At 64.4% G+C, this 23770-nt stretch carries 26 protein-coding genes and 2 tRNA genes; 2 read left to right on the top strand and 26 right to left on the bottom strand.

All coding sequences use genetic code 11. The features are described 5' to 3' along the window. Positions 1–175: 175 nt before the first annotated feature. From ssb to crcB, 25 genes are all read right to left on the bottom strand, one after another. On the bottom strand, positions 176–703 hold the full coding sequence (gene ssb / locus FMZ75_RS18415; RefSeq protein WP_142863929.1) for a single-stranded DNA-binding protein: 528 nt from the start codon (positions 701–703) through the stop codon (positions 176–178). Between the two features lie 285 nt (positions 704–988). After that, a tRNA-Lys gene (locus FMZ75_RS18410) sits at positions 989–1064 on the bottom strand. A gap of 134 nt (positions 1065–1198) precedes the next feature. Beyond that, a complete protein-coding gene (locus FMZ75_RS18405) occupies positions 1199–1432 on the bottom strand; it encodes a DUF1467 family protein (RefSeq protein WP_142863928.1) in 234 nt (77 codons plus the stop codon). 51 nt (positions 1433–1483) lie between these two features. Beyond that, positions 1484–1888, bottom strand: coding sequence for a methylmalonyl-CoA epimerase (gene mce, locus FMZ75_RS18400; protein WP_142863927.1), 405 nt, complete (start codon positions 1886–1888; stop codon positions 1484–1486). A gap of 40 nt (positions 1889–1928) precedes the next feature. Then, positions 1929–3599 (bottom strand): ribonuclease J, encoded by a 1671-nt coding sequence (locus FMZ75_RS18395; RefSeq protein ID WP_166145051.1) that lies wholly within the window; start codon positions 3597–3599, stop codon positions 1929–1931. Beyond that, positions 3596–4399 carry a biotin--[acetyl-CoA-carboxylase] ligase gene (locus FMZ75_RS18390; RefSeq protein ID WP_166145048.1) on the bottom strand — a complete coding sequence of 268 codons (804 nt, stop codon included), beginning with the start codon at positions 4397–4399 and terminating at the stop codon, positions 3596–3598. Before FMZ75_RS18390 ends, FMZ75_RS18395 begins: the two co-directional genes overlap by 4 nt. A 5-nt stretch (positions 4400–4404) precedes the next feature. Continuing rightward, positions 4405–5838: an NADH-quinone oxidoreductase subunit NuoN gene (gene nuoN / locus FMZ75_RS18385; RefSeq protein ID WP_166145045.1), complete on the bottom strand. Its 1434-nt coding sequence runs from the start codon at positions 5836–5838 to the stop codon at positions 4405–4407. Positions 5839–5851: 13 nt separating this feature from the next. Then, positions 5852–7363: an NADH-quinone oxidoreductase subunit M gene (locus FMZ75_RS18380; RefSeq protein WP_166145042.1), complete on the bottom strand. Its 1512-nt coding sequence runs from the start codon at positions 7361–7363 to the stop codon at positions 5852–5854. After that, positions 7363–9393, bottom strand: a complete 2031-nt coding sequence (nuoL, locus tag FMZ75_RS18375) for an NADH-quinone oxidoreductase subunit L (protein WP_166145039.1) — start codon at positions 9391–9393, stop codon at positions 7363–7365. Before nuoL ends, FMZ75_RS18380 begins: the two co-directional genes overlap by 1 nt. A 6-nt stretch (positions 9394–9399) precedes the next feature. Next, positions 9400–9708, bottom strand: a complete 309-nt coding sequence (gene nuoK, locus FMZ75_RS18370; RefSeq protein WP_018265958.1) for an NADH-quinone oxidoreductase subunit NuoK — start codon at positions 9706–9708, stop codon at positions 9400–9402. A 13-nt stretch (positions 9709–9721) separates the two neighbouring features. Next, the gene (locus tag FMZ75_RS18365; RefSeq protein WP_166145036.1) at positions 9722–10324 is read right to left on the bottom strand and encodes an NADH-quinone oxidoreductase subunit J; all 603 of its coding nucleotides are present in this window, start codon (positions 10322–10324) and stop codon (positions 9722–9724) included. Positions 10325–10373: 49 nt separating this feature from the next. Beyond that, entirely contained in the window at positions 10374–10862 is a 489-nt protein-coding gene (nuoI, locus tag FMZ75_RS18360; protein WP_166145033.1) for an NADH-quinone oxidoreductase subunit NuoI, read from the bottom strand. Between the two features lie 12 nt (positions 10863–10874). After that, entirely contained in the window at positions 10875–11894 is a 1020-nt protein-coding gene (gene nuoH, locus FMZ75_RS18355; RefSeq protein ID WP_166145030.1) for an NADH-quinone oxidoreductase subunit NuoH, read from the bottom strand. 10 nt (positions 11895–11904) lie between these two features. Beyond that, the gene (gene nuoG, locus FMZ75_RS18350; RefSeq protein WP_166145027.1) at positions 11905–13968 is read right to left on the bottom strand and encodes an NADH-quinone oxidoreductase subunit NuoG; all 2064 of its coding nucleotides are present in this window, start codon (positions 13966–13968) and stop codon (positions 11905–11907) included. Continuing rightward, the gene (locus tag FMZ75_RS18345; protein ID WP_166145025.1) at positions 13965–14246 is read right to left on the bottom strand and encodes a hypothetical protein; all 282 of its coding nucleotides are present in this window, start codon (positions 14244–14246) and stop codon (positions 13965–13967) included. The genes nuoG and FMZ75_RS18345 overlap by 4 nt, the downstream gene beginning before the upstream one ends. Before the next feature lie 6 nt (positions 14247–14252). Further along, on the bottom strand, positions 14253–15557 hold the full coding sequence (gene nuoF / locus FMZ75_RS18340) for an NADH-quinone oxidoreductase subunit NuoF (RefSeq protein ID WP_166145022.1): 1305 nt from the start codon (positions 15555–15557) through the stop codon (positions 14253–14255). Positions 15558–15564: 7 nt separating this feature from the next. Then, a complete protein-coding gene (gene nuoE / locus FMZ75_RS18335) occupies positions 15565–16191 on the bottom strand; it encodes an NADH-quinone oxidoreductase subunit NuoE (RefSeq protein ID WP_142863916.1) in 627 nt (208 codons plus the stop codon). Further along, entirely contained in the window at positions 16191–17381 is a 1191-nt protein-coding gene (locus FMZ75_RS18330) for an NADH-quinone oxidoreductase subunit D (RefSeq protein WP_108917236.1), read from the bottom strand. Before FMZ75_RS18330 ends, nuoE begins: the two co-directional genes overlap by 1 nt. A gap of 55 nt (positions 17382–17436) precedes the next feature. Further along, on the bottom strand, positions 17437–17826 hold the full coding sequence (locus tag FMZ75_RS18325) for a four helix bundle protein (protein ID WP_142863915.1): 390 nt from the start codon (positions 17824–17826) through the stop codon (positions 17437–17439). Between the two features lie 47 nt (positions 17827–17873). Beyond that, positions 17874–18476, bottom strand: coding sequence for an NADH-quinone oxidoreductase subunit C (locus FMZ75_RS18320; protein ID WP_166145019.1), 603 nt, complete (start codon positions 18474–18476; stop codon positions 17874–17876). Positions 18477–18573: 97 nt separating this feature from the next. Further along, positions 18574–19158, bottom strand: a complete 585-nt coding sequence (locus FMZ75_RS18315) for an NADH-quinone oxidoreductase subunit B family protein (RefSeq protein ID WP_018265967.1) — start codon at positions 19156–19158, stop codon at positions 18574–18576. Beyond that, positions 19149–19514 (bottom strand): NADH-quinone oxidoreductase subunit A, encoded by a 366-nt coding sequence (locus FMZ75_RS18310; protein ID WP_018265968.1) that lies wholly within the window; start codon positions 19512–19514, stop codon positions 19149–19151. Before FMZ75_RS18310 ends, FMZ75_RS18315 begins: the two co-directional genes overlap by 10 nt. 195 nt (positions 19515–19709) lie before the next feature. Beyond that, on the bottom strand, positions 19710–20531 hold the full coding sequence (locus FMZ75_RS18305) for an ATP12 family chaperone protein (RefSeq protein ID WP_166145016.1): 822 nt from the start codon (positions 20529–20531) through the stop codon (positions 19710–19712). Between the two features lie 26 nt (positions 20532–20557). Next, positions 20558–21661, bottom strand: a complete 1104-nt coding sequence (locus FMZ75_RS18300; RefSeq protein WP_166145013.1) for an RluA family pseudouridine synthase — start codon at positions 21659–21661, stop codon at positions 20558–20560. Then, positions 21658–22041, bottom strand: a complete 384-nt coding sequence (gene crcB, locus FMZ75_RS18295) for a fluoride efflux transporter CrcB (RefSeq protein ID WP_166145010.1) — start codon at positions 22039–22041, stop codon at positions 21658–21660. Before crcB ends, FMZ75_RS18300 begins: the two co-directional genes overlap by 4 nt. A 257-nt stretch (positions 22042–22298) precedes the next feature. Between crcB and FMZ75_RS18290 the strand changes: the two genes are divergently transcribed. Both FMZ75_RS18290 and FMZ75_RS18285 read left to right on the top strand, forming a co-directional pair. Then, a complete protein-coding gene (locus tag FMZ75_RS18290; protein ID WP_246659948.1) occupies positions 22299–22910 on the top strand; it encodes a PilZ domain-containing protein in 612 nt (203 codons plus the stop codon). Between the two features lie 92 nt (positions 22911–23002). Further along, positions 23003–23079, top strand: a tRNA-Arg gene (locus FMZ75_RS18285). On the opposite strand, the gene FMZ75_RS18280 is transcribed toward FMZ75_RS18285, so the two are convergent. After that, positions 23050–23770: zinc ribbon domain-containing protein (locus FMZ75_RS18280; protein WP_207783510.1), on the bottom strand; the 721-nt coding region annotated here is incomplete at its 5' end. The two genes, FMZ75_RS18285 and FMZ75_RS18280, sit on opposite strands and share 30 nt — an antisense overlap.

The raw sequence follows: 23770 nt of genomic DNA, 5'->3' as shown, positions 1-23770 counted from the left end.
AGCCCAGGCGCACGAGCATCAAGCTCCGCAGAAAAATCGCCGGATGGAGAGACGATTATCTCGCCACAGCCTTGGGCGCTTCAGCCCGTTAACCCGGATTCGGAGCCCTGCCCTGCTTCGCGGGAGAGGGACCAGACTCCGCCCTTCATCGAGGGCTCGCGATCTCCCTCCGGACTCAGAACGGAATATCGTCGTCGAGCTGCTCCGACAAACGTCCGCCGCCAGCCGGCGCCGGAGAGCGCTCGGCGGGCGGGCGCTCCATCGGCGAGGAGCGGCCGAAGCTGGAGCCGCCGCCGCCGCTCGACTGATAGGAGCCGCCGCCTTCATAATCGCCCTCGCCGCGGCCGCCGCCCTTGCTGTCGAGCAGCGTCAGCTCGCCGCGGAAGCGCGGAACGACGACCTCGGTCACTCGCCGCTGATTGCCGTCCTTATCCGTGTATTCGCGGGTCTGGAGCTGACCCTCGAGATAGATTTTCGCGCCCTTGCGGCAATATTGCTCGGCGATCTTTCCCAGCGGCTCGTTGAAAATCTGGACATTGTGCCATTCGGTGCGGTCCTTGCGCTCGCCCGTGTTCTTGTCGCGCCACGACTCGGTCGTCGCGAGCGAAAAGGAGACGACGCGGTCGCCGGACGGAAAGGTCCGCGCCTCGGGATCGCGGCCGAGATTGCCGACCAATATGACCTTGTTGACGCTGCCCGCCATGACCCTTCTCCGCCTGGATGATGCTCGCGGCACCTTAGTCCGAAACGCACGGCTGCGAAGGCGTTCCGCCGCCTTGTCCACAATTCGCGCGTTGTTCTTTTTTTGTTCTAGCACCTCCCGCCACGGCGCGCAATCTCGCCAGGCCAACCTCATTGGAAGCGGCCCGCTGGGCGCCGGCTATGGATCAAAAGCGCTTTTTCCAGCGACGAGGCCGCCATTGGGCGAGGGCTCTTGCCTCGGACCTCTCGCCCCAGAGCGGGGCATATCTCTAAGTCGTTGATAGTGTGGTGAGCGCGATGGGACTCGAACCCATGACCCTCTGATTAAAAGTCAGATGCTCTACCGACTGAGCTACGCGCTCGCTCGAACCACGCCCAATTTCCGCGCCTCGCCGCGCGAGACTCATCAGAACTCCGGCGAGCGACCCCTAACCGCTGGCGACCGACCGGTCAACCCCGACTTGACCGGATCGTTCCCGCGGAGGCGATCGCCGCATCATCCCATCCATTTCACATAAAGCACGAAAAGCACGAACAAGACCGTAGAGACGATCGTCGTCGCCACTGCCTTCATCCAGAGCTTCGGCGCCACCGGCGCGCCGGGGTCGCTTCCTGACGGCGTATCGCCCTCCTCCTCCGAGGAACGGACGCCGAAAGGCAGAATCGCAAACAGCACGATCCACCAGATGGTGAGATAGATGGCGATCGCGAGCGGCGTCGTGAATGGCAAAATCCGCGCTCCTCGGCCTTGCGCCCTCGGCCCTGCTCCGGCTACTCGAGCTCAGGCCTGCTCGAGCTCGACCAGCGCCCCGTTGAAGTCTTTCGGATGCAGGAAGAGCACCGGCTTGCCATGCGCGCCGATCTTCGGCTCGCCATCGCCCAGCACGCGCGCGCCGGAGGCTTTCAGCTGGTCGCGCGCCGTCAGAATATCATCCACCTCATAGCAGAGATGATGAATGCCGCCGGCCGGATTTTTGGAGACGAAGCCGGCGATCGGCGAGGCTTCGCCGAGCGGCTGCAGCAGCTCGATCTTGGTGTTGGGCAGCTCGACGAAGACGACCGTGACGCCGTGCTCGGGAAGAGACTCCGGCTCGGAGACCTTTGCGCCGAGCGTATTTTTATATGTCGCCGTCGCCGCCGCGAGGTCCGAGACGGCGATGGCCACATGATTCAAGCGTCCGATCATGGCGTTTCCCTGAAATTTCTCCAGAGACCTAAATGCGTCATCACGCCTCGATGATCAATACATGCACTTGCGGTTTCTTGCCCCACACCGCATTGACGCTGGCTCGCACGGCGCGCTCCACCGCCGTCGCGGCGGCGTCGAAATCCCGCCGCTTCTGCCGCGGCAGATTATCGAAGGTGCGGAAGATGGCGTCGTCCACCACCTCCCCCATGTCCGCGCCGTCGCGCCCCTTCTTCGGCAGGCCGGAGATAAGAACGTCGGGATCGCCGACGAGATCGCCGCGCTTGTCGATGGCGAGCGCCAGCGACACCACGCCGGAGAAGCTCAGACGCGCGCGCTCGCGCACGGCGCCGTCATCCTCCGAGACGAGCACGTCGCCGTCCTTGAGCAGGCGCCCGGTCGGCGCCTTGCCGACCACGCCGGGCTCCCCCGGAAACAGCCGCACAATGTCGCCATTGCGGGCGCCGATGGTGCGCTCCACCCCGCGCGCCTTGGCGAAAGCCGCATGGACGGAGAGATGATGCCCCTCGCCATGCGCCGGCACCGATATGCGCGGCCGCACCCAATCATAGAGCTGCGCGACCTCGCCGCGGCGCGGATGGCCGGAGCAATGGACGAGATGGTCGTGATCGGTGATGACCTCGACGCCCTGATCGCAGAGCTTGTTGACGACGCGATGCACCTCGCGCGTGTTGCCCGGAATGGCGCGCGAGGAGAAGATGACCGTATCGCCGGACACGAGCTTGATGACCGGATGCTCCTTCTCGGCGACGCGCGCCATAGCCGCACGCGGCTCGCCCTGACTGCCCGTCGCCAGCACCACGATCTTGTCGCGCGGCAGGGCCGTGAACATGTCGAGCGAGAGAAACGGCGGCAGGCCGTCGAGAAAGCCGCATTCGCGCGAGACTTGGATGACGCGCTCCATGGCGCGGCCGGCGACGACGACGCTGCGCCCGGCCGCCTGCGCCGCCTCCGCCACGGCGCGGATGCGCGCGACATTGGAGGCGAAGGTCGTCACCAGCACGCGCTCCTTGGCGTCGCCGATGAGCCTGCGCAGCGTCTGCGCCACATCGCTCTCGGAGAAGCTGTCGCCCTCGCGCAGAATATTGGTCGAATCGCAGATGAGCGCGTCGACGCCTTCATCGCCGAGCGCCCGGAATCGCGCCGCGTCGATGCGGTGGCCGACGCCCGGCTCCGGGTCGATCTTCCAGTCGCCGGTGTGAATGGCGAGCCCGACCGGCGTGCGGATCGCCAGCGCATTGGCTTCCGGAATGGAATGCGCCACGGCGACGAATTCGACATCGAAAGGACCAATGTCGAGGCGCTGGCCCGTCGCCACAGTGACGACCTCTATATTGGGCGAGCCCGCCTCCTGCAGACGCCGCGCCTCCAAAAGGCTCGCGGCGAAACGAGTAGCATAGACCGTGCAGCCGAGCTTAGGCCAGAGGAAGGAGAGCGCCCCGATGTGGTCCTCATGGGCGTGGGTGATCACCAGCCCGACCAGATCGCGGCGGATCTTTTCCACGAAAGTGACGTCCGGCATCAAGAGATCGACGCCCGGCAGTTCCGGCCCGGGAAAGGCGAGGCCGCAATCGACCATCAGCCATTTGCGCGTCTTGGGCGGGCCGAAACCATAGAGAGCGGCGTTCATGCCGATCTCGCCGAGACCGCCCAAAGGCGCAAAGACGAATTCGCTCACTTCCTCGTTCATCGGCCACGCTCCGGCTCGGGCCGGGCCGCCGCGAGGGCCGGCAAGAAGATGTCTCCCGCTTCTATGGCGCGACGGCCGCTGCGGGTCGAAATAATGAGGCGCCCGTCGGCGTCTATGGTCTCGAAAAGGCCCGACACCGTCTCGCGTGGAAGACGCGCCTCGATCTCCCCGCCCAATCCCGCCGCATGGCCGAGCCAGCGCTCGCGAAGCGCCGCGAAGCCGGAGCCGCCCGCCCAGAGGGCCAGCGTCTCCTCCATTTTGTCGGAGAGCAAAGCAAACAGCGCGCCGGCCGAAGGACCGCCCAATCGCGACAAATCGCTCGCCGGATAGGGCAGATCGGCGGGCGAGGCGACGCAATTGACCCCTATGCCGATGACGCAGCCAAAGGGCGCGCCCTGCCCCGCTGGCTGAACGCCCTCGAGAAGAACGCCCGCCAGCTTCTCGCCGTCCAGCAGCACATCATTCGGCCATTTCAACGCGAGTCGATCGACCGCGCCGGTCGCCTCGATCAATGCGCCGATCGTCGCGAGGCCAGCCGCAAAGCCGAGCTGCGGCGCGAGCGCCGCCGGCCCAAAGCCGGAGATGAGTAGGCTCGCATGGAGATTTCCGGTCAGTGAGCTCCAGCTGCGGCCGAGGCGGCCGCGGCCCTTGGTCTGGCGCGCGGCGACGATCCACAAGGGACCGGCGTCGCCCGCCTCGGCGCGACGCTTGGCTTCGTCGTTGGTCGAGTCGATCTCGTCGTAAATCTCGAGACGAACCCCGCGCGAGAGCGCGTGGTCGCCGAGCCTCGCGCCCTCCATCGGGCTCAGAACAACGACTTGGCGGCGGCCGTCGCCGCCTCCACCACGGGGGCCGGATAGACCCAGAAGCCGAGCAGGAACAAGGTTGAAACCGCGAGCACCGCGCGCAGCGACAGGGGCGAATGGTCGAAGGCCGGCGCCGGCTCGTCGAAATAGATCACCTTGACGACGCGCAGGTAATAGAAGGCGGAAATCGCGCTCGCCAGCACGCCGATGATGGCGAGCGGATAGAGCCCGGCGTCCACCGCCGCCAGCAGCACGTAATATTTCGCGAAGAAGCCGGCGAGCGGCGGCACGCCCGCGAGCGAGAACATCAGCATGGCGAGGAAGAAGGCCGCCGTCCCATTATTGCGGGAGAGGCCCGAGAGATCGCTGATCTTCTCGACCGGGCGCCCCTCGACGCGCATCTGCAGAATGGCGGCGAAGGCGCCGAGCGTCATCACCAGATAAATGGCGAGATAGATGGCGACGCCGCGCACGCCCGCCTCATTGCCCGCCGCGAGACCGACCAGGGCGAAGCCCATATGGCCGATCGAGGAATAGGCCATGAGGCGCTTGATGCTGGTCTGGCCGATCGCCGCGAAAGAGCCGAGCAGCATGGAGGCGATGGCGAGGAAGATGATGATCTGCTGCCATTGCGCGACAATGCCGGGGAAGGCGGTGACGACGATACGCGCCGTGATGGCGACGGCGGCCATTTTCGGAGCGGAGGCGAAAAAGGCGGTGACCGGCGTCGGCGCGCCCTCATAGACGTCCGGCGTCCACATATGGAAGGGCGCGGCCGACATTTTGAAGGCGAGGCCGGCCAGCACGAAGACGAGGCCGAAAATCACGCCGAGCGGCGGCGCGCCGGTGATCGCCTTGGCGATGCCGTCGAAGGAGATCGTCCCCGAGAAGCCGTAGAGCAGTGAGGCGCCATAGAGCAGCATTCCCGAGGAAAGCGCGCCGAGCACGAAATATTTGAGGCCGGCTTCCGAGGCGCGGGCGTCGTCGCGATCGAAGGCGGCGGCGACGTAGAGCGCGAGCGACATCAGCTCTATGCCGAGATAGAGCGCGATGAGATTATCCGCCGAGACGAGCAGCAGCATGCCGATCGTCGACAGCACAACCAGCACCGGAAACTCGAAATTGCCGAGCTTGGCGCGCTGCAGATAGTCCCGCGACATCAGTACGGTGACGAGCGAGCCGACCAGCGTCAGCACTTTGACGAAGCGCGCGAAAGCGTCGTCGACGAAGGCGCCCTCGAAGAGCGAGGCTTCCGACGTCTGGCCGAAGAACAGCGCCAGAATGGCGAGGCCGAGCAGCCCCGCCGCGAGTTCGTTGACGAGGCCGAAGGCGCGCGTCCCGCGCCAGGCGCCGATGAGAATCAGCGCCAATACGCCGAGGGCGAGGATGGTTTCCGGCAGGAAGTGATGCGCAAGGGCGGTTGAGAACGACATCGTCAGCGACCGATCATTGAGCGGCCTGGGCGACGATTTTCGCCGCATTGGCCAGGGCCGTGTGAGATTGCAGGAGATTGGCGACGGCGGCCGCCGAGGCGTCGATGATCGGCTGCGGCCGCACGCCGTAATAGAGGGTCAGCGCGATGAGAGGCACGAATAGGACGAGCTCTCGCGCCGAGAGATCGCTGATCGTCTGCAGCGACGGCTTCTCAAGCGCGCCGAAGACCACGCGACGGTAGAGATACAGCGCGTAAGCCGCCGACAGGACGACGCCCGAAGTCGCGAACAGCGCCACCCAGCTATTGGCGACGAAGGCCCCGGCGAGCGTCAGAAACTCGCCGACGAAGCCGGAGGTGCCCGGCAAGCCGACATTCGCCATGGTGAAAATCATGAAGGTGACGGCGTAGAGCGGCATTCGGTTGACGAGGCCGCCATAGGCCGCGATCTCGCGCGTATGCATGCGGTCGTAGATAACGCCGACGCAGAGGAAGAGCGCGCCGGAGACGAAGCCATGCGAGATCATCAGGAACATGGCGCCCTGCACGCCCTGCGTCGTCAGCGTGAACAGGCCCATTGTGACGAAGCCCATATGCGCGATCGACGAATAGGCGATCAGCTTCTTGATGTCCTCCTGCACCAGCGCGACCAGCGAGGTGTAGATGACCGCGATCACCGACAGCGCATAGACGAGCGGCGCGAAATAGGCCGACGCGTCCGGGAACATGGGCAGAGAGAAGCGGATGAAGCCATAGCCGCCCATTTTCAGAAGAATGGCGGCGAGGATCACCGAGCCCGCGGTCGGCGCCTCGACGTGGGCGTCCGGCAGCCAGGTATGGACCGGCCACATGGGCATCTTCACCGCGAAGGAGGCGAAGAAGGCGAGCCACAGCCAGATCTGCATCGACGGCGGGAATTTCGTCTCGAGCAGAGTGACGATGTCCGTTGTCCCCGTCTTGCCATAGATCGCCAGAATGGCGACGAGCATCAGCAGTGAGCCGGCGAGCGTGTAGAGGAAGAATTTGAAGCTCGCATAGACGCGCCGCTTGCCGCCCCAAATGCCGATGATGAGGAACATCGGAATGAGGCCGCCCTCGAAGAAGAGATAGAAGAGCACGAGATCGAGCGCGCAGAACACGCCGATCATCAGCGTCTCGAGGACGAGGAAGGCGACGAGATATTCCTTCAAGCGAAACTTCACCGATTCCCAGGAAGCCAGAATGGCGAAGGGCGTCAGGAAGGTCGTCAGCAGAACGAAGGGAATGGAGAAGCCGTCTACGCCCATTTTATAGGTGAGGCCGGCGCCGAACCAGGCCCTCTCCTCGACGAGCTGGAAAGCGGCGCTCGCCGTGTCGAAACGCCCCCAGACGACGAGCGAAAGCAGGAAGACGACGATCGTCGTCAGCAGCGCCGCCCATTTGGCGTTGCGAAGCGTCGCCTCGCTCTCGCCCTTCAGCGTGAGGATGAAGGCCGCGCCGACCAGCGGCAGAAAAGTGAGGCCGGTGAGAATGCCGAAGCCGAACATCAGCGCAGACCTCCTGCGACGAACCAGGTGACGACCGCCGCGACGCCGATCAGCATGGCGAAGGCGTAGTGATAGACATAGCCGGTCTGCAGCTTCACCGCGAGCCGAGCGCCGTCGACGACGCGCGCCGCAATGCCGTCGGGGCCGAGCCCGTCGATGATGCGTCCGTCGCCGCCCTTCCACAGTAGCCGACCGAGCGCGAAGGCGGGACGCACGAAGATCGCGTCATAGAGCTCGTCGAAATACCATTTGTTGAGCAGGAAACGATACAGCCGCGGAAAGGCCTGCGCGATCTTCTGCGCTGTGCCCGGCGCCAGCTGATAGACGAAGAGAGCGCCGAGGAAGCCGAGGATCATCATCACCGTCGCGGCATAGGACACCCAATGCGGGATCTCATGCATGGCGTGGAGAATGTGATTGTCGTGGCCGGTATAGAGCGCGCCCTTCCAGAACTCGTCATAGCCATGGCCGGCGAAGTCGCCGATGAACACGGCGCCCGCCGCCACCGCGCCCACCGCCAGAACAGCGAGCGGGATCAGCATGACGATCGGCGACTCGTGCGGCGCATGATGGCCGTGGCCGTGATCGTCATGACCGTGAGCGTCCGCATGCGCGTGATCGTCGTGGCCATGCGCGGCGTGAGCGTCCGCATGAGACTCCTTCGCCTTGCCGAAGAAGGTCAGGAAGACGAGACGCCAGGAATAGAAGGAGGTGAGGCCCGCCGCCACCACCGTAGAGACGAAGGCCAGATAGGCGACGCTGCGATGCTCGCCGGCGGCGAAGGCCGCCTCGATGATGGCGTCCTTGGAGAAGAAACCGGCGAAGCCAAGCTCCGTCCCCGGAATGCCGACTCCGGTCAGCGCCAGAGTGCCGATCGTCATCATGGCGAAGGTGAAGGGAATCTTGTTCCACAGCCCGCCCATGTTCCGCATGTCCTGCTCGTGATGCATCGCATGGATGACCGAGCCGGCGCCCAGGAACAGCAGCGCCTTGAAGAAGGCGTGGGTGAAGAGATGGAACACGCCGAGCGAATAGGCGCCGACGCCTTCCGCCACGAACATGTAGCCGAGCTGCGAGCAGGTCGAATAGGCGATGACGCGCTTGATGTCGTTCTGCACGAGGCCGATCGTCGCCGCGAAGAAGGCGGTAATGGCGCCGATCAGCGTGACGAAAGCGAGCGTGTCCGGCGCATATTCGAAGATCGGCGACAGGCGCGCGACCATGAACACGCCAGCCGTCACCATCGTGGCGGCATGGATGAGCGCGGAGACCGGGGTCGGGCCTTCCATCGCGTCCGGCAGCCAAGTGTGCAGCAGGAATTGCGCGGATTTGCCCATCGCGCCGATGAAGAGCAGGAAGGTCGCGAGCGTCAACGCGTCGAAATCGGCGCCGAACACATGAATCTTATGGCCGGCTATGCCGGGAACGGCGGCGAAGACCTGCTCGAAGCTCAGGGATTGCGTGAGCTGGAAGACCAGGAATATGCCGAGCGCGAAGCCGAAATCGCCGACTCGGTTGACGACGAAGGCCTTGATGGCCGCGGCGTTAGCCGAAGGCTTCTGATACCAGAAGCCGATGAGGAGGTAGGAGGCGAGGCCGACGCCTTCCCAGCCGAAGAACATCTGCACGAGATTATCGGCCGTCACCAGCGAGAGCATGGCGAAGGTGAAGAGCGACAGATAGGCGAAGAAGCGCGGACGACTCGGATCCTCGTGCATATAGCCGATCGAATAGAAATGCACGAGCGCCGAGACGGTGTTCACGACGACGAGCATCACGGCGGTCAGCGAGTCGACGCGCAAGGCCCAATCGACGCTGAGCTTGCCCGAGGTGAACCAATTGGCGAGCACTGGCGCGCTGGCGTGGCCGTGGCCGAGCGCCACATCGAAGAACACGATCCAGGAGAAGCCGGCCGCGATGAACAGCAGCGTCGTCGTCACGAGCTCGGACGCGCGCGCGCCGATGCGCCGCCCGAACAGGCCCGCGATGAGAAAGCCGATGAGCGGCAGAAAGACGATTGCTTGGATCATCGGCGCTCAGCCCTTCAGAGAGTTGATGTCCTCGACCGCGATCGTGCCGCGGTTGCGGAAATAGGTGACGAGAATGGCGAGGCCGATGGCCGCCTCCGCCGCCGCCACCGTGAGGATGAACAGAGCGAAGACCTGGCCGGTCAGATCGCCGAGCGAGGCCGAGAAGGCCACGAGGTTGATGTTCACCGCCAGCAGGATCAGCTCGACCGACATCAAGATGATGATGATGTTCTTGCGGTTGAGGATGATGCCGGCGACGCCGAGCGTGAACACGATCGCCGAGACGACGAGATAATGGGTGAGGTCGACGACCATTGCTGCGATCCCCTCAGACGCCCGCCCGCGAGGGCACTTTCTTGATCTCGATGACATTGTCGCGCGTGCGCGCGTTCTGCTCCTCGATCTTCTGCCGCTTGACGCCGGGACGATGATGCAGCGTCAGCACGATCGCGCCGATCATGGCGGTGAGCAGCACCAACGCCGAAGCCTGGAAGAAGAGGAAATATTTGGTGTAGAGCACCTGACCGAGCGCCGCCGTGTTGGACACGCCGGCGACGATCGGCGCCGCGGCGGCCTCTTTCGCGCCGGGCGCGCTCTGCCAGCCGAGCGCGACGAGGCCGAGCTCGCCGAGCACCACGGCTCCGACGGCCGCGCCGACCGGCAAATGCTTGCTGAAGCCCTGGCGCAGCTCGGCGAAATCGACGTCCAGCATCATCACCACGAAGAGGAACAGCACAGCGACCGCGCCGACATAGACGACGACGAGGATCATGGCGAGGAATTCGGCCCCGGCGAGCAGGAAAAGCCCCGCGCCATTGACGAAGGCGAGGATGAGAAAGAGCACTGAATGAACCGGATTGCGCGAGACGATCACCGCGAAAGCCGATGCGATCAGCACCGCCGAGAAAAGATAGAAGAATGCCACAGCCACTTTGTCGTCCTCTCTCGAGCGTCTCGTTGCGTCCGGCTCTCGTTGCTTCTCAGCGATAAGGGGCGTCGAGCGCGATGTTGCGCGCGATCTCGCGCTCCCAGCGGGCGCCATTCTCTAGCAGACGCTCCTTATTGTAGTAGAGCTCCTCGCGCGTCTCGACGGCGAACTCCTGGTTCGGCCCCTCGACGATGGCGTCCACCGGGCAGGCCTCCTGACAGAAGCCGCAATAGATGCATTTCACCATGTCGATGTCGTAGCGCGTCGTGCGGCGGGTGCCGTCATTGCGGCGCGGACCGGCCTCGATGGTGATGGCCTGCGCCGGGCAGATCGCCTCGCAGAGCTTGCAGGCGATGCAACGCTCCTCGCCATTGGGATAGCGGCGCAGCGCATGCTCGCCGCGAAAGCGCGGCGAGATCGGGTTCTTCTCATGCGGATAGTTGAGCGTCGCCTTCGGCTTGAAGAAGTAGCGCATCGACAAAAAGAAGGCGGCGATGAACTCGGTGAGGAAGAGCGACTTGGCCGCAGAATCGAGCTTCATGACGTCACTCCCTTAGTTCGCGCCCGCCGAGCCGGCGAATTGGAGAATGCCGGCGACGACGATGACCATGACGAGCGAGATGGGCAGGAACACCTTCCAGCCGAGCCGCATGAGCTGGTCGTAGCGATAGCGCGGCACGAAGGCCTTCACCATGGCGAAGAAGAAGAAGAAGAATGTGACCTTGAGGACGAACCAGATCACGCCCGGGACAAGGGTGAAAGGCGCGATATTCACCGGCGGCAGCCAGCCGCCGAAGAAGAGGATCGTCAGCAAGGCGCACATGGTCAGGATCGCCACATATTCGCCGAGCATGAACAGCATGTAGGGCGTCGCCGAATATTCGATCATGAAGCCGGCGACCAGCTCCGACTCGGCTTCCACCAGGTCGAAGGGCGGGCGGTTCGTCTCGGCCAGCGCCGAGATGAAGAAGATGACGAACATCGGCAGCAGGCGCAGCCAATACCAGCCGAGAACGCCATATTGCGAATCCTGCGCGCGCACGATCTCGGTGAGATTGAGCGAGCCGGCGCAGAGCAGAACGGTGATGATGACGAAGCCGATCGAGACTTCGTAAGACACCATTTGCGCGGCCGAGCGCAGCGCCGACAGGAACGGATATTTGGAGTTCGACGCCCAGCCGCCCATGATGATGCCATAGACGCCGAGCGAGGAGATGGCGAAAATATAGAGAATGCCGACATTGAGATCGGCGACCGCCCAGCCGTCATTGACCGGGATGACCGCCCAGGCGGCGACGGCGAGCATGGCCGTGACGAAAGGCGCGAGCAGGAACACGCCCTTATTGGCCGTGTCCGGGATCACCGGCTCCTTGAGCACGAATTTGAGCATGTCGGCGAAGCTCTGGAGCAAGCCCCAGGGTCCGACGACATTAGGTCCGCGGCGCAGCTGCACGGCGGCCCAGACCTTGCGGTCGATGTAGATCGCATAGGCGAGATAGACCAGCAGAACGACCGTCAGAACGACGCTCTTCACGATGATCAGGAGAAGGTTCAGCAGCCAGCCGTCGATCACGTCCTTGCTCCTATTCCGCCGCTTGCTTCAGTCGATCCAGCGCCAGCGCCGAACATTCCGCCATTGTGGCCGAGGCGCGCGCGATCGGATTGGTGAGATAGAAGTCCGTGATCGCAGGCGCGAAATCGTCCTTCCACGCGGTCGCCGGCTGCAGCGCCACCGCCTCGAGATCGGCCGCCGAGGCGGAGCCGATCTGATCGAGCCGCAGGAGATGCGGATGCGCCTCGCCGAGCTTGGCGCGCAGCTGCTTTTGCGAGTCGAAGGGCAGCGGCGCGCCGAGAGCGCCCGAGAGCGCGCGCAGGATCGCCCAATCCTCGCGGGCGTCGCCCGGCGGGAAGGTCGCGCGCAGCGCCTCCTGCACACGGCCTTCCGTGTTCACATAGAGGCCGAACTTCTCCGTATAGGCCGCGCCCGGGAGAATGACGTCGGCGCGATGCGCGCCCTTGTCGCCATGCGTGCCGATATAGACGACGAAAGCGCCCGGCTCGATGGCGATCTCATCGGCGCCGAGATTGAAGACGAGATCGAGCGCGCCGGCCTTCGCTATGTCCGCCGCATCGAGGCCGCCCTGCCCCGGCGTGAAGCCGAGATCGAGCGCGCCGACGCGCGCAGCCGCGGTGTGCAGAACGCTGAAGCCGTTCCAGCCCTCCGACAGACCGCCGTGTTTCCTGGCGGCCTGAGCGGCGAGCGCCAGAATGGCGCGGCCGTCGGGACGCGTCAGCGCGCCCTGACCGATCAGCACGATGCGCTTGGCGGAGGCCGTCGGCGCGCTTTCGATGAAGCGCGCCAGAGCGTCCGGGCCAGCGCCGAGATAATCATAATCATAGGTCAGATCGGCCTCTTCGCCGATCACCGAGATGGGGAAACCGCCCTTCAGCCAGCGCTTGCGGATGCGCGCATTGAGCACGGGCGCTTCCTTGCGCGGATTGGAGCCGATGATCAGCAGCGAATCCGCCTCGTCGACGCCGGCGATGGTGGCGTTGAAGAGATAGGAGGCGCGGCCGAAGCGCGGATCGAGCTTGGTCCCGTCCTGGCGCGCGTCGAGATTGGCGCTGCCCAGCCCCTCGACGAGGAGCTTCAGCGCGAAGATTTCCTCGAGCGCGGCGAGATCGCCGACGAGCGCGCCGATCTTCTCGGCCGTCGTCGCCTTGGTCTTGGCGGCCACAGTTGCGAGCGCCTCCTGCCAAGTCGCGGGACGCAGACGTCCATTCTCGCGAATATAAGGACGGTCGAGGCGCTGCGCCTTCAATCCGTCGACGACCTGTCGGGTCTTGTCGGAGATCCACTCCTCATTCACCGCCTCGTTGAGGCGCGGCAGAATGCGGATCACCTCGCGGCCGCGCGCGTCGACGCGGATCGCCGAGCCCAGCGCATCCTGCACGTCGATCGTCTCGGTCTTCTGATACTCCCACGGGCGGGCGCGGAAATTCTGCGGCTTGGGCAGAAGCGCGCCGACGGGACAGAGATCGGTCACATTGCCCTGCAGCTCAGACGTCATCGCCGTCTGCAGATAAGTGGTGATCTCCATATCCTCGCCGCGGCCGATCGCGCCCATGTCGCTGGTGCCGGCGATCTCCGCCGTGAAACGCACGCAGCGGGTGCAATGGATGCAGCGGGTCATCGCCGTCTTGACGAGCGGGCCGATATATTTGTCCTCGACCGCGCGCTTGTTCTCGGCGTAGCGGGAGCTGTCGCCGCCGAAGGCGAGCGCCTGATCCTGCAAGTCGCATTCGCCGCCCTGATCGCAGATCGGACAGTCGAGCGGATGATTGACGAGCAGGAACTCCATCACGCCTTCGCGCGCCTTCTTCACCATCGGAGTCTTGGTGAAGACTTCCGGCGGCGCGCCGTCGGGACCGGGACGCAGATCCTTAACCGCGATGGCGCAGGAGGCCTGCGGCTTGGGCGGACCGCCCTTCACCTCGACGAGACACATGCGGCAATTGCCGGCGATCGACAGACGCTCGTGGAAGCAGAAGCGCGGCACCTCGGCGCCGGCCTCCTCGCAGGCCTGCAGCAGCGTATATTCGGCCGGAACATCGACCTCGACGCCATCGACGAGAATTCTGGTCACTTGGCCTTCTCCAACCTCTCGACGCGCTCGCGCAATTCGGCGATCTGCGTTTCGATTTTCTTCTTCCGCTCGCTCGCATCGACCGCGAAGCCGAGAGCCGTCATCGTCGACTCGCGCAGCATTTCGACTCGCTCCTCGAAATAGTCCAACCGAAGCAGAATGCTGTCGACGACACTGCGCAAGCCGCGAATATCTTCCTTTTGCTCGTCTCGCACGCCCCGAATATCGGCGCGCATTTCGCGAAGCAGCTCCAAGACGAGATTCTCCGGCTCGGCCATCCGTCCCTACTCCGCCGCCACGCGCACCGGATCGGGATGCGGATTGGCCGCATAACGATCGATGCGCTTCTCGATCTCGCCACGGAAATGATTGATGAGACCCTGGATCGGCCAGGCCGCCGCATCGCCGAGCGCGCAGATCGTGTGTCCCTCGATCTGCTTCGACACGTCGAACAGCATGTCGATCTCGCGCTTATGGGCGCGGCCTTCCGCCATGCGGGTGACGACACGCCACATCCAGCCCGTGCCTTCGCGGCAGGGCGTGCATTGGCCGCAGCTCTCATGCTTGTAGAAATAGGAGATGCGGGCGATGGCGCGAATGATGTCGGTCGACTTGTCCATGACGATGACCGCCGCCGTGCCGAGGCCCGAGCCGAGCTTGACGAGGCTGTCGAAATCCATCGGACAGTCGATGATCTGATCCGCCGGCACGAGCCGCACCGAGGAGCCGCCGGGAATGACGGCGAGAAGATTGTCCGAGCCGCCGCGCACGCCGCCGCAATGGCGGTCGATCAGCTCGCGGAAGGGAATAGACATGGCCTCTTCCACATTGCACGGCTTGTTCACATGGCCGGAGATGGAGAAGAGCTTGGTGCCCGTGTTGTTGGGCTTGCCGATGCCGGCGAACCAGCTCGCGCCGCGACGCAGAATCGTCGGCGTGACGGCGATGGATTCGACATTATTGACCGTCGTCGGGCAGCCATAGAGGCCGACATTGGCCGGGAACGGCGGCTTCAAGCGCGGCATTCCCTTCTTGCCTTCGAGGCTCTCGATCAGCGCCGTCTCCTCGCCGCAGATATAGGCGCCGGCGCCGTGATGGACGTAGAGGTCGAAGGGATAGCCGTGAATATTGTCTTTGCCGATGAGCCGCGCCTCATAGGCCTCGTCGATCGCCTTCTGCAGCGCGATGCGCTCGGCGATGAACTCGCCGCGCACATAGATGTAGGAGGCGTGCGCGCCCATGGCGAAGGAGGCGATCAGCGCGCCCTCGATCAGCGTCTGCGGATCATTGCGCATGATCTCGCGATCCTTGCAGGTGCCCGGCTCCGACTCGTCGGCGTTGATGACGAGATAGGAGGGACGCGCCGGATCGGGCGTCTTGGGCATGAAGGACCATTTGAGGCCGGTGGAGAAGCCGGCGCCGCCGCGCCCGCGCAGCCCCGAATCCTTCATTTCCTGAATGATCTTGTCGCGGCCGAGCGCCAGCAGCGCCTTGGTGTTGTCCCATGCGCCGCGCGAGCGCGCTCCGGCGAGGCTCTTGTCGCCTATGCCGTAGAGATTGGTGAAAATGCGGTCCTTGTCGGCGAGCATGGGTCGTTCACTCCGCCTGCGCTTTGGCGCCGTCGCCGTAGAAGGATGTCAGGCTCGTCAGCGCGCCCGCCGGCTCCGAGGAGACGCGGCCCGTCTGCGAGCCGATCTTCACCGGCCGGCCGGCGGCGAGATCGTCGAGCAGCTTCTCGAAATTCTCAGCCGTCAAATCTTCGTAATAGTCGTCGTTGATCTGCACCATGGGCGCATTGCAACACGCACCGAGGCACTCGACCTCGAGCCAGGAGAACAGCCCGTCCGCCGTCACATGACGCTGCGGACCGACCCGGCGCTCGAGCACGGCGATCAGCTCGTCGGAGCCGCGCAGCATGCAAGGAGTGGTGCCGCAGAGCTGGACATAGAATTTGCCCACCGGCTCGAGATTGAACATCGTGTAGAAGGTCGCGATCTCGAGCACGCGAATATACGGCATGCCGAGCGTGTCCGCGACTTTCTCGATCGCCTTCTGCGGCAACCAATAGTCGTTCTGCTTCTGCGCCTGCCACAGGGCCGGCACGACCATGGAAGCCTGACGGCCGTCCGGATATTTGGCGATCTGCGCCTCGAGCCACGCCTTGTTCTCGGGCGTGAACTCGAAGCTCGCGGGCTGCTCTTCGGCGAGACGACGTATGGACATCAGCGATCGACCTCCCCGAAGACGATATCGAGCGAACCAAGGATCGCCGAGACGTCGGCGAGCAAATGGTCCTTGCAGAGAAAATCCATGGCTTGCAGATGCGCGAAGCCCGGCGCGCGGATCTTGCAGCGATAGGGCTTGTCACCGCCGTCGGAGACGAGATAGACGCCGAACTCGCCCTTGGGCGCCTCGACAGCGGCGTAAACCTCGCCGGCCGGCACTTTGAAGCCTTCCGTATAGAGCTTGAAGTGGTGGATCAGCGCCTCCATCGAGCGCTTCATCTCGGCGCGGGGCGGCGAGCAGATCTTATTGTTCACGGTCGCCACCGGGCCGCGATTCTCGGCCTTCAGCAGCTTCTCGACGCATTGCTTCATGATGTAGGTCGACTGGCGCATCTCTTCCATGCGGATCACCGCGCGGTCGTAGCAGTCGCCATTCTTGCCGACGGGAATGTCGAACTCCATCTCCTCGTAGCAATCATAGGGACGCGCCTTGCGCAGATCCCAGGGCGCGCCGGAGCCGCGCACCATCACGCCGGAGAAGCCGAATTTCCAGGCGTCCTCGAGCGAGATCACGCCGATGTCGGCGTTGCGCTGCTTGAAGATGCGGTTGCCGATGAACAGCTCGTCGAGATCGTCGAGAACCTTCAGGAACGGATCGCAGAACGCGCCTATATCCTCGACGAGCCGATCCGGCAGATCGCGGGCGACGCCGCCGGGACGGAAATAATTGGCGTGCATCCGCGCGCCGCACGCCCGCTCGTAGAAGACCATGAGCTTCTCGCGCTCCTCATAGCCCCAGAGCGGCGGCGTCAGCGCGCCGACGTCCATGGCCTGCGCGGTGACGTTGAGCAGGTGCGAGAGAAGACGGCCGATCTCCGCATAGAGCACGCGAATGAGCTGACCGCGGCGCGGAACCTCGACTTCGAGCAGTTGCTCTATGCCGAGACAGAAAGCGTGCTCCTGATTCATCGGCGAGCAATAGTCGAGCCGATCGAAATAAGGCACGTTCTGCAGATAGGTGCGCGCCTCCATCAGCTTCTCTGTGCCTCGATGCAGAAAACCGACATGCGGATCGCAGCGCTCGACCACCTCGCCGTCGAGCTCGAGAATCAGACGCAGCACGCCATGCGCCGCCGGATGCTGCGGGCCGAAGTTGAGGTTGAAGTTGCGGAGGCTCTGGTCGTTCATCGTGACAGTCCCAGCGGGGAGTGCGAATAGCGAATAGCGAGTAGCGAGTAGTGGGTCATGTCGTCGCCACCCCTGTCTTTCGTTGAAGCGAGCGGGTCAGCGCACGCAGCATTCGGCCTATCTCGTCGCCGCGCGCCAATAAAGGCGTCACGGCGCTCGCGGACGCAAGCCCGACTCTGTCGGCGAGCATCAAGTGCGTTTCCAGCTCTTTGAGCGATCCCTGGGCGTTTCTCAAGAATTGGACGAACGACCCCGTTGTCTCGCGGCCATGGCCTTCCGCGATATTCGCGGCCACCGACGCAGCCGCACGACGAATTTGCGAGGTCATCCCGTACATTTCTTCCCTCGGAAACCTACCTGTGAGTTCGTAGCAATCGACTGCGAGGTTCATCGCTTCCTGCCAGACCTTGAGATCTCGATACGATTGAAATCGCGGCCCGTCCATGATCGACTCTCGCCCTCTATTCGCTACTCCCTATTCGCTACTCGCTCTCACTTGCTCGCCTTCTCGTCACCGGGGAGATCGTATTGAACGCCCTCCCAAGGCGAGAGGAAATCGAACTTCCGATATTCCTGGGTGAGATTCAGGGGCTCATAGACGACCCGCTTGCGCTCGTCGTCGTAGCGCACCTCGACATAGCCGGACATCGGGAAATCCTTGCGCAGCGGATGACCGTCGAAGCCGTAGTCGGTCATGATGCGGCGAAGATCCGGATGGCCGTCGAACAGCACGCCAAAGAGATCATAGGTCTCGCGCTCGAACCAGTCGGCGCCCGGATAGAGGCTGGTCAACGAGGCGACGGGCGTCTCCTCGTCGGTCTGCGTCTTCACGCGGATGCGCTGATTATGCTTGGGCGAGAGGAGGTGCAGCACCACGTCGAAACGCAGGTCTCTCTCCGGATAATCGGCTGCGGTGATATCGGTGAAGCTGACGAAGAGAAGCTCGGGATCGTCGCGCAGCACGCGCGCGGCGTCGAGCCAGCGCGAGCGCTCCACTTCCACGGTGAGCTCGCCATAGGCGATCTTGAGGCCCTTCACCACGCCCGGCAGGGCCGCGGCGACCTTCTCGCCGAGCTTTTCGAGTTCCGCGCTCATTTCTCACCCTCGCGTCATGAGAAACCAACCGCGCAGGGCGCGTCGGCTCGCATCGCACTCTTCGTTTTTGCGCGCGCTCCCGAGGAGGCGCGAAATCTCACCGCTCGATCGTGCCGCTGCGGCGTATCTTCTTTTGCAGAAGCAGAACGCCATAGACGAGCGCCTCGGCCGAAGGCGGACAGCCGGGGACATAGATGTCGACCGGTATGATTCGATCGCAGCCGCGCACCACCGAATAGGAATAGTGGTAATAGCCGCCGCCATTGGCGCAGGAGCCCATGGAGATGACGTAACGCGGCTCCGGCATCTGGTCGTAGACCTTGCGCAGCGCCGGGGCCATTTTATTGGTGAGCGTGCCGGCGATGATGATGACGTCCGACTGGCGCGGGCTGGCGCGCGGTGCGAAGCCGAAGCGCTCGAGATCATAGCGCGGCATGGCCGCCTGGATCATCTCGACCGCGCAGCAGGCCAGACCGAAGGTCATCCACATCAGCGAGCCGGTGCGCGCCCAATTGATGAGATCATCGGTCGCGGTGACGAGAAAGCCCTTGTCGGCGAGCTCGTCATTGAGGCCGAGATAGAAGGGATCGTCCGCGCCCACCGGCTTGCCGGTGCGCGGATCGACGAGACCCTTGGCGGAGGGCGCGACGAGCGTCGGGCTCTGGCGAGTGATCAATCCCATTCGAGCGCTCCCTTGCGCCATTCATAGACGAAGCCGACGGTCAGCACGCCGAGGAAGAACATCATCGACCAGAAACCGAAGCTGCCCGCCTCCTTGAAGGCCACCGCCCAGGGAAAGAGAAAAGCGACCTCGAGGTCGAAGACGATGAAGAGCAGAGCGACGAGATAGAAGCGCACGTCGAATTTCATGCGCGCGTCGCCGAAAGGATTGAAGCCGCACTCATAGGCGGAGAGCTTCTCCGGATCCGGCGCCTTGAAGGCGACCAGGAAGGGGAGAACGAGCAGAGCGCCGGCGATGATCGCCGCGAGGGCGATGAAGATCACGAGCGGCAAATATTGTTCGAGCAGGCTCGGCATGGCGATGTCCGACGTTTGCGGCTGGGGCGGCGATGTGACGCGGGGCGGGAGCCCCGGGCGCCGTCTGACCGCGCGTTCCGTAACCCAGCGTATAGGTCAAAGCAAGAGCCGAGCGCGTCTTTACCGAAGGGATTGGGCGCGCGGACCTTACGCCCGCCCGCCCCCGGCGGAAAAATGCCCGTCGGCGCCTGTCGATCAGGCGGCGCCGCTGAAGAATTCGATGATCCGGGCGGCGGCCTTCATCTCCGCGAATCGCCGCGCCCGCCTTTCCATGGCCTCGTCGTCGGCGCCCCAGGCCTTGATCTGATGGTCCTCGTCGACATGGGCGGCCGCCCAGGCCGCCTCCGCGTCCATCTCGCCCAGCGCGACGGCGAGCGCGATGAGGCAGGAGCCGGTGAGCGTCGTCATGGCGTGCAGCGCCGCGAGGCGGAAAGGCGCCTCCGCCCCCCGCCCCGCATAGGCGCGCACAGCCTCCGCCACCGCCGCCGTCGCCTCCGGCGCCTGAGCGACGAACATGACGCCTGAGGTCACGGTGAGCTCGGCGCCGAGCCGCTCCCTGGCGAAGGCGAGCAGCGGGTCCCAGGCGGCCGCCTGCGCCGCGGCGAGGCCCGCCGGCTCCTCGGCGCGATAGCTCACGAGGTCGGAGCCCGCATATTTGGCGACGTCGGCGGCGACCTCCTCGAGCCGGTCGGCGACCCCGTCGATCGCCGAATTGATGAGCCGTGTCAAAGGCATGTAAGTCGGATTGAGTCTTTCGCCCTGCGCTCCCCATTCCTCGGCGAGCGCCGATGTCAAAGGCGAGGACGGGGTGGTCAAAATGCGGCGAGCCGGCGTCTTGACCGTCCTCCCATCCAGCAGCACGGCATAGCCGCCTTCTGCCTCGCCGACGCCGGCCGACTGATAGAAGCGCTTCGGAAGCTCCGGGCGGGCGCTCCTCTGCACCGCGTTGCGCAGCGGATTGCGCTCCTCATCGGGCACGAACAGGCCGTCGGCGAGATTTTCGCTTTCCTTCGACATTGCGCTCTCCTCGGGCGTATCGGGGCTCACGCGTCCGGCGCGGACAATATGGGATCGTCCTGCCCAACATCGAAGCCGAAGAATTCCCAGCTCGCCTTCATATGCGGCGACAGCGGCGCGGTGACGTCGAGCGTCCCGCCCTTGGGATGCGGCAGAATCAGCCGCCGCGCCAAAAGATGCAGCTTTGGCTCGAGCTCTGCGGGCATGGCGCGCATCGGATCGCGGCGGCGCACCTCGTCCTCCGGCCTGTGGCCATATTTGGGATCGCCGAAAATCGGGCAGCCGATCGCCTCCGCATGGGCGCGGAGCTGATGCGTACGGCCGGTCAAGGGCTTCATCGACAGCCAGGCGCAGCGTGGCGCCGCCTTGTCGACGATGGCGTAATAGGTCAGCGAATGCTGCGCCCCCTCGTCCCCGTGACGGGCGACGCGCATCTTCTCCCGGGCGTCGGCAGGCTCTGCGGCGCGCCGCTCGCCGCTGCGGCGGGAGCGCTCATCGACCATATCCGCGCCCTTGGCGAGATAGAGCGAGACCCGCCCCTGCGCCGGCTTCGGCACGCCCTCCACCAGCGCCCAATAGATTTTGTGCGCCTGCCGCGAGCGGAAGATTTCCCCGAGATCGGCGGCGGTGCGCCTGTTCTTGGCGATCAGCAGCACGCCGGAGGTGTCGCGATCGAGCCGATGCACCAGCACCGGCCGCTTGTCGCCCACCGCGAGCGATTCGAGCATTCCGTCTATATGCCGCTTCATGCCCGAGCCGCCCTGCACGGCGAGGCCATAGGGCTTGTTCAGGACGAGGAGATGCGCGTCCTCGAACAATGTCATCTCGGCGAGCGCGCGGGCGTCCTCGGGCCGCGCCCGCATCACCGCCGGCGCCGCGACCGTCTCCAGCTTGAGCGGCGGCACGCGAATCTTCTGATTTTGCTCGAGCCGAGTGGATGTGTCGACGCGCTTGCCGTCGACGCGCACCTCGCCCTTGCGACAGATTTTGGCGAGATGGGACAGAGCCAGCGCCGGAAAGCGCCGCTTGAACCAGCGGTCGAGGCGCAGCCCGGCCTCGTCCTCCTCGACGATCAGCGTCTGCACCGGGGTCGATTGCGATTGCGGCGCCTGCGCCACGGCCGCGCTCATGTTAGCGCCCTCATCAGATAGAGTCCAAGAAACAACGCCATGATCGACAGGCCGACCGAGCCGCCGATATAGGCCACGGCGCCGAGCGTCTCGCCCCGCTCGATCAGAGTGACTGCGTCCAAGGAAAAGGCCGAGAACGTCGTATAGCCGCCGAGCACGCCCGTGGTCACGAAGAGCCGCATCTGTTGCGTCCAGCCCGCCCCCGCCTTGAAAGCGAAATAGCCGGCGGCCAGCCCCATGGCGAAAGAGCCGGTGACGTTTATGAGAAAAACGCCCCAGGGCAATTGCGCGCCGAGCCAGCGCTGACAGCCGATATTGACGGAATGTCGCAGAACTCCGCCCAATCCGGCCCCGAGAAAGATGATGAGAAGCGCGCGCATGACCGCCTTCTATCGCAAGCTCGCGCCGGCGTCACGGAGGGCGACGCCGCCAATTGCGCAGCTTCGATTCAAGCCCGATTTACGTATAGCCGCTATAGTGCTTAATCTAATGCGCAGGGCGTCGCGCCGCCTTCTGGCTGAAACTGACTGAAGCAATTGAGTTTTCTAAACCTTTGTCGGTCGTAGAGCGGCCGCAACTCGTCAGCGCTCCGGTCCATGCGCGACTGGCGAGCGCCCGCGCATGTGGAGCGACGGCCTTGAGACGACCAGATTTGCGCCCCAAGATCGGGGCGGCGCAACTCGCCGCCGAGACGATCGCCGAGCCGCGGTTCGACGGCCGCTTTTCGTTGCCGCCGGACCATCGCCGCTATGCCTGCCGCACCATCGACATGTCGGCGGAGATCGTGGCTTTGCGCAGCGATTTCCGGCCCACGGTCGGCGATCGTATCGCGCTCGATCTCGACCGTTGGGGCCGTTTCGACGGCGCGGTGATTCGCCTCTTCGAAGGCGGCTTCACCGTGGATCTCGAAGTGGCGGATCAGCCGCGGGCCCATGTGGCGATGCAATTCGCCTGGCTGACGCGACATTTCGCGCCGGATGCCACGCGATGCCGCGCGCATGAGCGGCTGCGGCCCAAGCAGCGTTTCACGACCTTCACCGTGGCGCAGGTGACTCTGCCCTGCGAGATCGTCGATCTGTCGCGCAGCGGCGCGTCGCTGAGGACCGCGGTTCAGGTTCCGCCCGGCGAGAAGGTGACGATCGGCAAAAGGACGCAGGCGGAGGTCATTCGCCAGACCGAAGACGGTTTCGCGGTCCGCTTCCGCCGTCTTTTGCCGCTCGATATATTCGATGAGGATATCGACCTGTAAACCCGCTTAAAACGGATAAAATGCCCGAAAGTGACTCCTCGAGCGATTGCAGGCCTCGCGCTCTTGCGATAGTGAAGATAAAAAGCCCTCACGCGCCCGTAGCTCAGCTGGATAGAGCGCTGCCCTCCGAAGGCAGAGGTCAGGGGTTCGAATCCCTTCGGGCGCGCCATTTGCGTATAAAACCGCGAACACCCTTGCCGATTTGTTCTCCGGCGACGACGGCCTGTTCGAGGCTGGTTTTCGAGCCGTGAATGCGGATGACGTGGTCGTCGACCTCGACGGCTTCGACGACCGCCCGCAGATAAGCTCTGCGGAACGACGTCTCTCCCACGGTGATCTTCTCGCGCACGAATGTGCCGAATCGCTCGAGCTGGTCTGGTTCAAGCGCGATTGACGGCGCGGCCTGGGCTTTGATCCGCTCCAACGCGGCTTTCGCGCGCTCACGCTCCAATCTGAGCGCGGCGAGACGATCGCGAAGAAGATCGTCCATGTCGGTGACGCCATCCTCGACCATTTCGTAGAGGCGCTTCAGCTTGTCCTCGGCCCGAGCAACTTCTGATTGGAGGAAGTCCGCCCGATTCCGGACCTCGTCGTCGACAGCGGCGCGCTTCTGGGCCATGGACGTCAATATGCCGGCCAGCCGATTCGGGCCGAACAGCCGGTCGGCGAGATGGGTCGTGACCAGCCCGTCGAGCCGGTCCATCGGGATCGAGCGCCCCTTGCAGCCGGTCTTGCCGACGCGGGCGGCGGTGGAGCAGCTGTAATAGCGATGCACTTTGCCGCTCTTCGAGGTCCCGGTGCGCAGCGTCATCGCGCCGCCGCAAGTAGCGCAGACGGCGAGGCCGGTAAGGAGAATGGGG

This window comes from Methylosinus sp. RM1 (genome assembly GCF_011378635.1).
Classification (GTDB): Bacteria; Pseudomonadota; Alphaproteobacteria; order Rhizobiales; family Beijerinckiaceae; genus Methylosinus; species Methylosinus sporium.
This window is presented reverse-complemented; position numbering and strand designations above follow the sequence as displayed.